This window comes from Salmonella sp. 32031103-2018-00083-FB-01-SM-01 (assembly GCF_017571995.1).
GTDB classification, from domain to species: Bacteria; Pseudomonadota; Gammaproteobacteria; order Enterobacterales; family Enterobacteriaceae; genus Salmonella; species Salmonella enterica.
This window is the reverse complement of sequence record NZ_JAGEQL010000001.1, coordinates 548,512-561,705: the sequence shown is the minus strand read 5'-3', so window position 1 is coordinate 561,705 and position 13,194 is coordinate 548,512. Positions and strand designations below refer to the sequence as shown.

Sequence of the window (13,194 nt, the reverse complement as noted above, 5' to 3'; positions counted from 1 at the left end):
GGCGTTTCAATGTCTGAAAACACTACCACATCTTGTGTCAGAGGGCCGCTGCGCGCCAGGCCGTTTCGCAAAGTTCGATTATTTTTGCAGTGTTCTGCCCTTAACAAATGGCCAGCTCGTTCACGACCTCAGCTACGCTCTTGATGCTGCGGATATTTCCGATGCCCGTGCCCAGCGCAATGTATCCTTCATCTGTATTACCTTCCAGCATGCCGATACGCAACCCGCGTAAACCTCCCATCGTCTGGGCCAGTTCTTCATTGCTTGCACCAGCTTTATCCATCGACACGAGCTTGTCAGCCAGCTTGCCAGGAGTAATCTGGCAGGGTACGGAAAAGCAGCAAATCCAGGCCGTTAGCATTAATGATTTTATCCTTTACTGACTGCGGCACACGGCTTTCTTCTGTCCCAATAAACACCGAACCAGCAAAGACACCCTCTGCTCCCAGCGCATGGGCAGCACGGGCGGTACGACTATCGGTAATCCCGCCTGCAGCCATGACGGGAACACTCTTCACCGAGTCCGCAATCAGCGGCACGATCGAAAAGGTGCCAAGCGCGGTGCCAGGCAATGTGCCACCTTCATCAAAACCTGTTGCAACAATAATGTCGGCGCCGGCTTTTTCCGCTAAACGTGTATTTTCAGGTGTCGGATTAATATCGCGGTAAATAATTGCAATACCCGACGCTTTTAGTTCATTAAACAGCGAAGTGATAATAGCTCCTTCTCCGTAACCGGTATAAACAACAGCTTTTACTCCCTCTTCCTTTATTACCTGTAGGATAGGCGGAGTCCAGATGTCGTTTTCAGGGGTTGGAATAAGGTTCACCCCGAATGGTTTTTCGGTAAGTTTTTTGGTTTTACGAATTTCTTCACGCATTTTTTCTGCTGTTTCATCAGGCGTTGATACAGCAGTTTCCGCTGTTAAGCCCGCATTTGGGCCAAGCACACCCAAACCACCGGCGTTGCTTACGGCTGCAACCAGTCTTGCATCGGTAAGCCAGGACAATGGGCCTTGTATAACAGGTTTTTCGATACCCAGAATCTGGCAGATACGGTTGTACTTCATGACGTAATCTCCTTCGAACAAATTTTCAGCCAGCCTTTTAGGCGACTGTGGTAGTTAATTAATCTGAAGAAGATCTTAAGCCTCTTTATTGTTACGAAAAACTATCCAGTCTTTAAAACAGAATTACTGATAAAGTAACAATAGCCAGGTCGGATATGCACGAAAGAGCGTTATCAGAGATGTGCATCCGGACCAAAAACCTCGCACAGCCAGTCGATGAATACACGAACTTTAGGTGCCAGATACCGACGATCCGGGTAAAGCAGTGAAACCGGTTTTGGCGGGGGCGGGAAATCAGTGAGGATCTCTGTCAGCTCTCCACTGGCAATAAAGGGTGCAAGCGACGGACGCAATCCGTGTAGAATTCCCAACCCCGCCAGCCCACATGAAAGAAACGCTTCTGAATTGTCTACCAGGATGCTGGAGGGTACTTTTATTGACGCAATACTGCCATCAACCGTGAATTTCCACTCCATTATCTGCAGGCTGTGATTACTGAAAAAATTTACAGCCCGGTGGGACTTCATCAGCTCATCGATAGAGTGCGGCGTGCCATGCTTCGCAAGATAAGATGGCGCAGCACAAGTCACCATGGCTGCCGTTCCCAGACGTCTGGCAACAAAACTGGAGTCATTAAGCTCACCAAGTCGGATGACGCAGTCCACACGCTCGGCAATCAAATCAATCTTGCGATCGGACGTGCCAAGTACAATCTCAATATCCGGGTATCGGTTCTGAAAATCTCCAAGAGCCGGAATGATGACTGTCCGGGCGAGCGTAATAGGGACGTCAAGGCGCAGGCGGCCTTTCGGCGGTTGCGTGCGGGAAAATAATCGCCGGACGTCGTCCAGCTCGCTTAGAAGCGACAGGCAACGCTGGTAAAACTCTTCCCCTTCATCCGTCATACTGACCTGTCGTGTTGTGCGATGCAGGAGCTTAACGCCCAGATCATGTTCCAGATTCTGAACGGCGCGGGTAACAGCAGGGCGGTGCAGCTCAAGCACCTCCGCCGCGCGGATAAAGCTCCCTTGCTCTACCACATTGACATAAATATTCATGGCTTCCAGCATATTCAGCTGCATCTGTTCTCAGTCCTCAACCATTATTTGTGTCGAAGGGGGAAGCTCCTTATAACATTCCTGTCTGCTGGAACATATCCCTTTGTGAGCTGATTGTTTTATCTGGAGTAACATACTGCTATCGATACATGACTTTTACCGGGTGGTTGAGGTAAGACATGTCATTTGTAAAATCGCTACCAATTCTTCGCAACCTTTTTGGATGTTCGGCGGCGTCGTATACAAAAACAAACAGGCCAGGCGATACGGTTACGCATGTGCAGGTCATGCCAGGCGCGACGCTAAAATACGAGCCGATTATGTTTGACCGCCGCCAGTGTAGGTGGCGAGTGTGAATGCAAGACATTGGCAGACAGTGAATAATCAAACCTCGTGAAATGAGGTTCCCATTAATTTTTTAACCCATGTCAGCGCAGCGCAGGAAAATTGCCCGTCGTCTGGAAAAAAGCCCGTTATTAAAACGGGAACTGTCGGAAATGGCTGTTGAGTCCTACGGCGATGCCGTGTTATCTGCAGCGCGTGAAACAGGCCTTGATGAAAAGAGTTTTCCGTCTGAAATGCCGTGGGCGCTCGCTGATACGCTGTGCGACGATTTCATCCTGGACTGACACACTGACAATGACGAACCGAACACAATAGCCGGTTTTTTTATGCCTGAGCGGCGTGTGCTGCGTGAAATCGTGTGCAGGATAGCGGGTGCAAATCAACAGAATTCGCTCAGCGTCACGGCAGGGAAGGGATCAAACTTATGGGCCAGAAGTTTTTTGACATGCACGAATCCAGCCGCCTTAACATGTCTTTTAAATGTTCTGGTGCATTTAACATAATATACATTATGCGCATTAGAATAGCAGAGGGCGAAAAGCAGCCCCCCAGCGTGAATCAGTCATACAACCAGCGACCAGACCTGGCAGACGCAATGAGCATACCTATCGTGAACTCCGGCACCTGAGGAATATCGTTTTTGCGAAACGGATTAAGCAAATGCTTTAGCGGTGGTTCTGGCGGATAGTATGTTGTGATCGAGAAATTCCCTTTATCTACATTGAATGTCGTAAAAAAATCATCCATCAATGCCAGTGCTTCATCATCTTCCAACCGTAAATCTGAATCCAAATCTGTTGACGGTGTCAGTTCTTTTTTCTTAAAGAGGTAAATTCCATCATGGCTTCTTACCAGTTCATAAATCCGCTGTTCAAGAGCATCACTTACCATATTTTATCGCTTCCTCTGGCAATACGGTTGTAATCCCTGCCTGTACGATATGCAATCTGCGACACGTCAGAGGCCAGAATAATCCATCCGACTGTTCAGCAAGGCCACCAAGTAAAATAATATCACCATCTGCAAGGCTGACTTCGGTTGTTACATCACGCTTGATAAGGGTTGGCGAGTTATTAACGCCGGTTTCAGTGGTCACAAGTTAGGTTCTGGACATCTGAACTTAGCCTTGAAAAAACCGTCAGCTGCCCGCATCACTGACCGGGCTGGAGCTGAATCCCCTTCGTGAAGGATGCTTTTATTAGTACTATTAAAGGTGCTATATTTAGTCATCAACCAGGAGGTAAATTATGGCATTTCAAATTTTAACGACTACTGCAGCAAGCATTACAGAACTGAAACGTGATCCAATGGGAACTTTCAATGCCGGAGATGGCGCTCCAGTTGCCATTCTTAACCGTAATGAACCGGCTTTCTACTGTGTTCCTCCGGCACTTTATGCTCATCTTATGGATATTCTTGAGGATGAAGAACTCGGTCGTATTATCGATGAGCGTGCGAATGAACGCGTCATTGAGGTCAACATTGATGACTTATAAGCTGGCATTTAACGAATCTGCACTAAAAGAGTGGAAAAAACTGGGTCATACCATACAGGAACAGTTTAAAAAAAAGTTACGGGAACGGCTTGAAAACCCTCGGGTTCCGGCTTCTCAATTACATGGAAGAAAGGATCAGTACAAAATTAAGCTGCGTGGTGCAGGATACAGACTGGTGTACAGCGTCGAAGATGAAATTATCACGGTAACTGTCATTGGTGTTGGAAAGCGTGAAAATGATGCCGTCTACAAAGTGACACAACACAGAAGCTAATCACTCAGGAAATGCTCTCTTTCCCCGTCAAGCGATACGACAAACAGGCTCAGTTCTTTTATGTGACGGCACCTTGACATATGCCACGTATATGAAACTATGGCCTACGTTGTGTATGTGACATTCATTTTATTCCCGCCCGGAGTGTTTACGCTATCTGAGGATAACATTATGACGCAACGTATCGCGGTTTTTCCTGCTGACCGCCATTCTCTGTATGAAGAACATGGGTATTCCGCCGCCATCCGTTCTGGTGATTTACTGTTTGTTTCAGGCCAGGTAGGCAGTCACACAGACGGCACGCCGGAGCCTGATTTTCAAAAACAAGTGAGGCTTGCTTTTGAAAACCTGAAAGCAACACTGACTGCAGCAGGATGCACATTCGATGACATAGTGGATGTCACCACATTCCATACCGATCCAGAGCAACAACTTAACGACGTGATGGCGGTGAAACAGGAGATATTTGCCCATCCCCCTTATCCTAACTGGACCGCTGTTGGCGTTACCTGGCTGGCCGGCTTTGATTTCGAAATAAAGGTTATTGCCCGAATCCCCTGATGCTTATTCTCGGTAAAACCGGTAGCATTATATGTACCGGTTTTATTTTATTCATCCCTACCCTTCATCCTGTATGATTAACATGCAATCACCAAACATATCGAACTTACATGACTGGATATGTTCTGAGGCATAGGCCTTCATGAGTAGATCAACCCCAGCAAATTGACCGGTTAACACCATATGCGTCGTTTTTGGCTGATGTAAGTTCGTTAGCAGGCAGTCAACCACTTTCAGTTGATAGCCTGGATGTATATAAAGTGCAGTCCAGCCAGAACTTGCTTTGAGGCAATTGTGCTCCCTCGAATACGCGGATTCCAGGCATCGTGTAACGGTAGTTCCTACGGCAAAAATACGTCCGCCATTTTGCTTCGCAGTATTAATGATATCCGCTGTTGCTTGCGAAACCTCGTAGTATTCTTCGTTGATAGTCACTTCCTCTACACATTTTGTTTGTATTTTTCTGTTGGACAACATTTCTGTTGATGCAACATGTAAAGTGATGAAGGATATTAACCCACCTTTATCTTTGATTCTTTGGATAAGATCCCAGGTAAAATGAATGCCGGCAGAAGGTATTTCCAAAGAACCATACTTTTTAGAAAAAACGGAACGGTAAGCATCTGGATATTTATAAAACAAGCTGGAGTCCACATACTCATCAAGACGCTCACCATGACTGGCTAAATAGCAAATTAAGGCCTCATGATTTTCCACGACGGCTCGGTACTGACTCTCTTCGCTAAACTTTTGCTCTACCTTAATGGAAATTCCAGGGTTATCAACCAAATAGAAAACATCATTCGCGTTAAGCCTTTCTTTTAAAAGTCCGGAAATAATTACTCTATTATTTGGTAAAAATCCCTCTAAAACAATTTTAATTAACCTATTCTGTCTTGTTTTACAGATAAACATATGGTTTATTATAGTACTGTCGTTAAAACAGATTACATCACCTTCTTTGATATAATCTGTTACTTTACTAAAGTCTACCTTATGAATTTCCCCTTTACTCCGGTTGAGGACAAGCATTTTACACTTTTCCCTGTATGAATCATTGGCTATCCAATGAGGTCTGAGTGGGATAGTCATCTGATCGGTAATGCGAAAATCATATTTTTCGGTAAGCATATATTTACCCTTTGAAAAACCATTGATACGGCGATTGTTATATAGCCGTATTCTGCAGTATACGTTGGCCTTTCAAAGGGTGAAAATTAACTCGATAAATGTTGTTGTTATATTTACTTTGCTGGCTATTTAATCAATGTCAGATACCGATATTAAGCTGGACGATCGGATTTGACCGCCCTTTTCTTTTGCTTATTCCGGCATTGAAGCATCGCTATCCATTGCATCGGCAAACTTTTGCATTAACCGAACAAAGACATCAAGTTCCTCCTGAGGCCAGTCTTTAAAAACAACTTTGCCCATTTGCTCTCGAGCAGCGTCTATACGCTCCGTCATCGCCTTTCCTGTCCGGGAGATAACGGCCTCGCGTATACGACGATCGATGGCATTATGCTGCCGTATTATCAACCCCAGCTTCTCCAGTTTGGCGACCTGTCGGCTTACCGTCGTATAATCACGACCGGCACGTTCGGCTAACTCAACAACGCCAATCGGCCCTAAACGTTCGATACTAATAAGGATCGAAAATAGCGCACGATCGAGTTGAATCCCCGCCTCTGCAATTAATTTCTCATCATTACGAGGCCGTCTTCGAGGATTTTGGAATACTCAATAAAGTGGTCGCCGCCGGCGGGCTCTATCCCCGATTACGAACCTACCGTCACGACGGAAGCTATGTAGATTCAGATATTGCGCATCATACAAAACCGACCCACGCCGAACCCTACCATCTGCCATTGATGGTTCCACAGAACGTGACAGAAACGATTATGCGGGAGCAATTAAAAGCATGGGGACATCGGGTGGAGTTCGGCTGCGAATTACGACATTTTGCGCAAACCCCACGCACGGTCACCGCGTATGTTGCCGGGCCGGCTGGAGAAGAGGTCATCATCGCTCATTATTTGATAGGCGCGGATGGCGGCGGAAGCTTTGTCAGAAAGAAATTAGGCGTCAGCTTTTCCGGCCATACGTTGGGAATCCATGCGCTTGTGGCTGACGCTTCACTTTCCGGTCTGAACCGGGATGTATGGCACCATTTTAACGATGGCGATATGGCGCGAATGATAATGATTTGCCCTCTCGCCGGCACGCAGCTCTTTCAAATCCAGGCATTGTTGGCCCCGGACGACTCGCAGAATTTCTCAGCCGACGTGCTCACGGCTTTTCTTACTGAGCGAATCGGGCGGACGGATGTTCGCATCCATTCGATTCCCTGGGTATCGAAGTACCAGATGAATGCGCGCATAGCGGAACATTACCGTGTGGGTAAGGTATTTTTAGCCGGTGATGCCGCTCATGTGCATCCGCCGACGGGTGGACAAGGGTTAAATACCAGCATCCAGGATGCCTATAACCTGGGATGGAAAATGGCAGCCTCGCTGCGGGGCGCAGGAGAAGAGCTTCTCGATAGCTATGAACAGGAACGCCGCCCGGTAGCCGAATCACTGCTCCACCTTTCCACCCGATTACTTGACTCTCAAAAACAGGGCGGCATCAAACGAGAACGCGACGTTCAACAACTTGACATCCAGTATACCAACTCCCCCTTAGCCCACACGTTGCCCGAACGTCAGCATGGGTTACAAGCGGGAGAAAGAGCTCCGGATGCTCCTCTTTTGGGCGCTGGCGGCCAATCATTACGATTATTTCAGTTACTACAAGGTCCGGACTGGAATCTGTTGGCCTACGAAACCCACGGTAAGGTCATCGATGCGCGGCGAAATCTGCGTATTCATCACATTGGCGAGCAGGACGAGCTCATCGATACCCTGGGGCACTTCCGGGAGTCCTATCAACTGGCGCCGGGTCAATGCGTGCTGATCCGACCCGATGGCTATGTCGGCGCATTCTTTCACGGCAAACAGAGCAACGATATTGAAAATTATCTCTCTCGTTTTGCCATAGGGATTAAAGATGAATACTAATGTCTATGAGAACACCGACAGCGAAACTATCACCCCGCTCAACAAGCGGCGTATTTTGCCTGTTTTCCTGCTTGTCGGCCTTTACGCCGCCAGTACAGCGGCAGTGATGTCGGTACTGCCTTTTTATATCCGCGAGATGGGCGGTTCGCCGCTTATCATTGGAATCATCATCGCCACTGAGGCTTTTAGCCAATTTTGTGCAGCGCCCCTGATTGGCCACCTTTCCGATCGCGTTGGCCGCAAGCGAATACTGATTGTCACGCTGGCTATTGCGGCGATAAGTTTACTATTACTCGCCAACGCGCAATGTATCCTGTTTATCCTGCTCGCCCGCACGCTTTTTGGCATTAGCGCCGGGAATTTGTCAGCCGCCGCAGCTTATATTGCCGATTGTACGCACGTCAGAAATCGGCGCCAGGCAATCGGTATCCTCACAGGCTGCATTGGTTTAGGCGGTATTGTCGGGGCAGGCGTTTCAGGGTGGCTATCGCGTATCAGTCTGAGCGCGCCGATCTACGCCGCCTTTATACTTGTCCTTGGGTCTGCCCTGGTCGCGATTTGGGGGTTAAAAGACCCGTCCACAACATCACGTACCGCAGATAAAATAGCGGCGTTCTCTGCCCGCGCTATTTTAAAGATGCCAGTCCTTCGCGTCTTAATCATCGTAATGCTTTGTCATTTCTTCGCCTATGGCATGTACTCTTCACAATTACCTGTTTTTCTTTCTGACACCTTCATCTGGAATGGGCTTCCCTTTGGGCCAAAAGCGTTAAGCTACCTGTTAATGGCGGACGGGGTTATTAATATTTTCGTTCAGCTATTTCTGTTAGGTTGGGTGAGCCAATATTTTTCGGAGCGAAAGCTAATTATTCTAATCTTCGCCCTTCTTTGTACTGGATTTCTCACTGCGGGTATCGCCACGACCATACCAGTGCTTATTTTTGCTATCGTTTGTATTAGTATCGCTGATGCGCTAGCCAAACCCACTTATCTTGCCGCCTTGTCCGTCCATGTATCGCCTGCCCGACAAGGTATCGTCATCGGAACGGCGCAGGCATTAATCGCAATCGCTGATTTTATATCCCCCGTATTGGGCGGATTTGTCCTGGGTTATGCCCTGTATGGTGTCTGGATCGGTATAGCTATCTCTGTCGCCATTATTGGTCTGGTGACGGCAATGATTTACCTTTCAAAAAGTTCAGTGCTAATAGCGAAACCAGAAACAGAATAATGTGACAACGTCACAAGCATTATTACTCCCTTCTTCCCTTATTTATCAAAAGTATTGTACTTATATTGAATGTTTAAGAGGTATTTATGGAAATTATGCTGGTTGGCATTTGCCCTTGTAAAGCGCGGGGAAAGCATGAAAAAAATATATCTCGTTGTTATCGTACTGTTTTTTATTTCTACAAAAGTTTATACACTACTTCATAACAACATCTTCTTTTGTCGAAACAGCCCGGAGTGTGATTTGTCTCATGTTCTCCCCGACTACCGGGAGAAGATTTCAGGCACACCGCTAAAATATACCTTGATTAGTACAGCTCCATTAGCACAGGTGGTAGTCAGACACTATGAATTATTATCGCAACACTGGTCGCCAGATGACATGGTAACCCCTGCGCAATGGCGACATAACGTTGATATTTATATCCCTGAAACGGCAAAAGAGCACCATGCTTTGGTGGTTGTAAACAACGGAATTAATTATGATAAAGGCGTACAAATCACTGGTAAACCCGGTGATTTCCCCCAGGAAACACTGGCAAGCATCGCCCGTGAAACGAATACCATCGTAATATCAGTGAGTGATATACCTAACCAATATTTAACCTTTCAGGATGATAAAAAACCACTGAAAGAGGACGAGAGCGTTTCCCGAAGCTGGGCATTATTTATGGAAGCGCCGGAGCAACGTGAGTTAATGCCCTTAAATATTCCTATGGTCACTGCCCTATCGCAAGCGATGAGATTAGCAAAAAAGGAGTTAACGCAATGGAATATAAATTCCTTTATCATTACAGGTATTTCAAAGCGTGGGTGGACTACCTGGTTGTCAGCTATTGCCGATCCTGATGTTGAAGCAATTGTTCCCTTCGCCATTGATCTACTTGATATTGATGCTTCACTTGAGCATATTTATCAATCATACGGTGGAAATTGGCCCATTACATTCTACCCCTACTACCAGCAAGGCATAGATGAGAAAATAAAATCCCCCACATTTACCCAGCTAAGGCAAATAATAGATCCGTTAAGATATCTCAACACTATTTATCAACCCCGCCTTGCAATACCGAAATATATTATTAATGCAAGCGGCGATGATTTTTTCGTACCAGACAATACTCGCTTTTATTATAGCAAACTTCCTGGCGTAAAATCATTACGTATAGTGCCTAATATGAACCACTACTCAATTAACCAGTTCGCTGAAGAAAGCCTCGTTCCATTTATTAATAGGTTTCAAAGTAAAAAAACATTACCACAGTTGATCGGCCTTATTCACCACCATCTTCTTACGGTCTATTTCTCAGAAGCGCCGGTAAAAGTCGTTCGCTGGACAGCCAACAATCCAAATGCGCGTGATTTCCGTTATGCCTGTGGCATCCGCTATCAGCCGCTTACAATAGATATTCCCGCCAACAATAAGATCAGTATTACGTTAAATGAACCGAAGACAGGTTGGGAAGCTACCTATATCGAAGCCACTTTTAATGATGGCTATGTCGCCACGAGTCAGGTTTATATTACGCCCGATGAAAAATACCCCCAGACAGCACCACCTTCCGTTAACGCCGCATGTCAAACGTTACCGGGGCGTGGATTAGGGGAAAACGATATCCCCGATTGAATTTTCAAGTAATTGTCTGATTTTAAATAATTTTATCCATCACGCTTGCGATGGATAAAAATCCTCTGCGATAAATTTTTGTTATATTGATCACGTTCTAACCACAAGAGAGGTGATTTGAAAATAACCTTAAAATATTGTGGTCAGGCCGCTAGACCACAATAAGAGGATTAATCATGAAAAGAAAAACAATGGGATGGCTTATCGTTTTTCTTCTATTTATAGTTTACATGCTCAACTATATGGATCGTTCAGCATTGTCGATAACTGCCCCCTTGATCGAAAAGGAGTTAGGATTTAACGCCGCGGAGATGGGAATGATCTTCAGCGCATTTTTTATCGGATACGCCCTGTTTAATTTTATTGGTGGCTGGGCCAGCGATAAAGTTGGGCCAAAAACGGTTTTTCTCATCGCAGCGTTACTATGGTCTGTATTTTGTGGCTTAACTGGTTTAGTCACCGGATTGTGGACAATGCTTATCGTGCGCGTTCTTTTCGGTATGGCTGAAGGACCGGTCAGCGCTGCCGGAAATAAAATCATCAATAACTGGATTTCCCGAAAGGAGTCTGCCACGGCGATCGGAATTTTTAGCGCCGGTTCCCCGCTCGGCGGCGCGGTGTCCGGGCCGATAGTGGGCCTGTTGGCGTTATCCTTAGGCTGGCGCCCCGCATTTGGCATTATTTTCTTATTTGGCCTGGTCTGGGTACTACTGTGGTACTTTATCGTTAGCGATAAGCCAACAATGAGTAAACGCCTGGCGCCGGAAGAACGCATTGATTTTGAAAATCATGAGGATGTTATTTTATCTGATGATGGCCGGGCTACACCTTCACTCGGCTATTACATGAAACAACCAATGGTGTGGGCGACAACTCTGGCTTTTTTCAGCTACAACTATATTCTTTTTTTCTTCCTGACCTGGTTCCCAAGTTACCTGAACCATTCGTTACATCTCGATATTAAAGAAATTAGTATCGCCACGGTAATTCCCTGGGTCATCGGCGCCATTGGTATGGTGCTCGGCGGCGTCTGTTCTGATGTAATTTATCGGATTACCGGTAATGCTCTGCTCTCACGTCGACTTATTCTGGGCGTATGCCTGGCAGGCGCGGCGGTATGTGTTGCCGTTTCCGGTACCGTTAGCACTATTGGTAGCGCAATTACGCTCATGTCAGTTTCCCTCTTCCTGCTCTATTTAACGGGCCCAATTTATTGGGCGGTTATTCAGGATGTTGTTCATAAAGATAAGGTAGGGAGCGTCGGCGGAGCCATGCATGGCCTGGCTAATATATCTGGCATTATCGGTCCGCTTGTCACCGGTTTTATCGTTCAATTTAGCGGTAAATATGACTATGCGTTCTATCTGGCTGGTGCTATCGCTATCGTTTCAAGCCTGTTGGTCTTCGTGTTTGTAAAAAGTAAAGGATTCAAAGCCAATGAAAGTCAAAGCTGTGTTCATTAATAAGCCTGGTGAAGTTGAAACCCGCTGGGTAGATTATCCCCATAAGAAAGAAAATGAAGTATTAATTAAGGTTGATGCCGCAGGCATTTGCGGATCGGATATCGGGGCTTTTCGTGGAACGAACCCACTTGTTACTTACCCAAGAATTATCGGGCATGAAGTGACCGGAATTGTTCTTCAGGAAGGCACCGGAATGCCGGACAATATTAAAAAAGGCGACCGCGTGATTGTTGACCCCTATATTTATTGTGGTCACTGCTACCCTTGCTCTGTCGGCAGAACTAACTGTTGTGAAAATTTAAACGTCATTGGCGTGCATGTCGATGGCGCAATGCAGGAGGTGGTGACTCATCCCGCACATTTAATTCATAAAATACCAGATAACGTGCCTTCTGAAATGGCGCCGCTGGCAGAACCGCTGACCATCGCTCTGCACGCGCTGCACCGGGCAAACGTTAAGGCCGGGGAATATGTTGCCATCATCGGCGCGGGGGCCATTGGTCTTATGGCGGCATTAAGCGCGCGACATTACAAGGCAACGCCTATTCTGATCGATATTGTGGAAGAAAGGCTACGCTATGCGCAAAAGCTTGGCGTTCCTTATGTGCTGAACGCCGCTGACGATCAGGTTATCGACGCTATTAAAAATATCACCCACGGCACCATGGCGCAGGTCGTGATAGAAGCTTCCGGCGCAAATAGCGCTATTCGAAATACGCTTGATTTAGCATCGTTTGCTGGTCGTATTTCGTTTACCGGATGGCCAAAACAGGAAACGTCGCTGCCGACGAACCTGATCACCTATAAAGAACTGGATTTACGCGGCTCCCGCACCAGTGCCGGTGAATTTGATGAGGCATTACGTATGCTGTCTACGCTGGAGATTAATCCGCAAGATGTTGTCAGTAAGGTCGTCAATCTTGATGAGATCCCTGATGCAGTTAAAGAACTTGATCGCTATCCGGAGCGCTACTTAAAGATTAATGCTGTTTTCCATTGATTTACGTCGAG

11 protein-coding genes and 5 pseudogenes are annotated in these 13,194 nt (G+C 46.5%); 9 read left to right on the top strand and 7 right to left on the bottom strand.

Going from position 1 to position 13,194, the window contains the following annotated elements; genetic code table 11:
* Positions 1-100: 100 nt before the first annotated feature.
* Both J4614_RS02795 and J4614_RS02790 read right to left on the bottom strand, forming a co-directional pair.
* Positions 101-1,070, bottom strand: a pseudogene (locus J4614_RS02795) (nitronate monooxygenase).
* Positions 1,071-1,243: 173 nt separating this feature from the next.
* Positions 1,244-2,152: a LysR family transcriptional regulator gene (locus J4614_RS02790; protein ID WP_001176638.1), complete on the bottom strand. Its 909-nt coding sequence runs from the start codon at positions 2,150-2,152 to the stop codon at positions 1,244-1,246.
* A 401-nt stretch (positions 2,153-2,553) separates the two neighbouring features.
* Here J4614_RS02790 and J4614_RS02785 point away from each other — a divergent pair, with 401 nt between their 5' ends.
* A complete protein-coding gene (locus J4614_RS02785) occupies positions 2,554-2,757 on the top strand; it encodes a DUF29 family protein (RefSeq protein ID WP_001276024.1) in 204 nt (67 codons plus the stop codon).
* A 274-nt stretch (positions 2,758-3,031) separates the two neighbouring features.
* On the opposite strand, the gene J4614_RS02780 is transcribed toward J4614_RS02785, so the two are convergent.
* The 3 genes and pseudogenes from J4614_RS02780 to J4614_RS02775 form a co-directional block, all read right to left on the bottom strand.
* A complete protein-coding gene (locus J4614_RS02780) occupies positions 3,032-3,364 on the bottom strand; it encodes a DUF1493 family protein (RefSeq protein WP_000253078.1) in 333 nt (110 codons plus the stop codon).
* Positions 3,358-3,456, bottom strand: a pseudogene (locus J4614_RS22280) (STM2901 family protein); the annotation flags it as partial. The pseudogene J4614_RS22280 and the gene J4614_RS02780, both read right to left, overlap by 7 nt.
* Positions 3,450-3,569 (bottom strand): annotated as a pseudogene (locus J4614_RS02775) (type II and III secretion system); the annotation flags it as partial. The pseudogenes J4614_RS22280 and J4614_RS02775, both read right to left, overlap by 7 nt.
* Positions 3,570-3,720: 151 nt before the next feature.
* Here J4614_RS02775 and J4614_RS02770 point away from each other — a divergent pair.
* From J4614_RS02770 to J4614_RS02760, 3 genes are all read left to right on the top strand, one after another.
* A complete protein-coding gene (locus J4614_RS02770) occupies positions 3,721-3,969 on the top strand; it encodes a type II toxin-antitoxin system Phd/YefM family antitoxin (RefSeq protein WP_000885424.1) in 249 nt (82 codons plus the stop codon).
* Entirely contained in the window at positions 3,959-4,243 is a 285-nt protein-coding gene (locus J4614_RS02765; RefSeq protein WP_000221344.1) for a type II toxin-antitoxin system RelE/ParE family toxin, read from the top strand. Before J4614_RS02770 ends, J4614_RS02765 begins: the two co-directional genes overlap by 11 nt.
* 171 nt (positions 4,244-4,414) lie before the next feature.
* Positions 4,415-4,804 (top strand): RidA family protein, encoded by a 390-nt coding sequence (locus J4614_RS02760; RefSeq protein ID WP_000194089.1) that lies wholly within the window; start codon positions 4,415-4,417, stop codon positions 4,802-4,804.
* Between the two features lie 57 nt (positions 4,805-4,861).
* Here J4614_RS02760 and J4614_RS02755 read toward each other — a convergent pair whose 3' ends face one another.
* Entirely contained in the window at positions 4,862-5,935 is a 1,074-nt protein-coding gene (locus J4614_RS02755) for an S-adenosylmethionine:tRNA ribosyltransferase-isomerase (RefSeq protein ID WP_001605384.1), read from the bottom strand.
* 192 nt (positions 5,936-6,127) lie between these two features.
* Positions 6,128-6,523, bottom strand: a pseudogene (locus J4614_RS02750) (MarR family winged helix-turn-helix transcriptional regulator); the annotation flags it as partial.
* Between J4614_RS02750 and J4614_RS02745 the strand changes: the two are divergent.
* From J4614_RS02745 to J4614_RS02725, 5 genes and pseudogenes are all read left to right on the top strand, one after another.
* Positions 6,523-7,863 (top strand): annotated as a pseudogene (locus J4614_RS02745) (FAD-dependent oxidoreductase); the annotation flags it as partial. The pseudogenes J4614_RS02750 and J4614_RS02745 sit on opposite strands and share 1 nt — an antisense overlap.
* On the top strand, positions 7,853-9,094 hold the full coding sequence (locus J4614_RS02740; protein ID WP_001095734.1) for an MFS transporter: 1,242 nt from the start codon (positions 7,853-7,855) through the stop codon (positions 9,092-9,094). The pseudogene J4614_RS02745 and the gene J4614_RS02740, both read left to right, overlap by 11 nt.
* 69 nt (positions 9,095-9,163) lie before the next feature.
* Entirely contained in the window at positions 9,164-10,720 is a 1,557-nt protein-coding gene (locus J4614_RS02735) for a PhoPQ-activated pathogenicity-related family protein (protein ID WP_072105300.1), read from the top strand.
* 176 nt (positions 10,721-10,896) lie between these two features.
* Positions 10,897-12,183 carry an MFS transporter gene (locus J4614_RS02730; protein WP_000824240.1) on the top strand — a complete coding sequence of 429 codons (1,287 nt, stop codon included), beginning with the start codon at positions 10,897-10,899 and terminating at the stop codon, positions 12,181-12,183.
* A complete protein-coding gene (locus J4614_RS02725) occupies positions 12,158-13,183 on the top strand; it encodes a zinc-binding alcohol dehydrogenase family protein (protein ID WP_000864935.1) in 1,026 nt (341 codons plus the stop codon). The genes J4614_RS02730 and J4614_RS02725 overlap by 26 nt, the downstream gene beginning before the upstream one ends.
* Positions 13,184-13,194 lie beyond the last annotated feature (11 nt).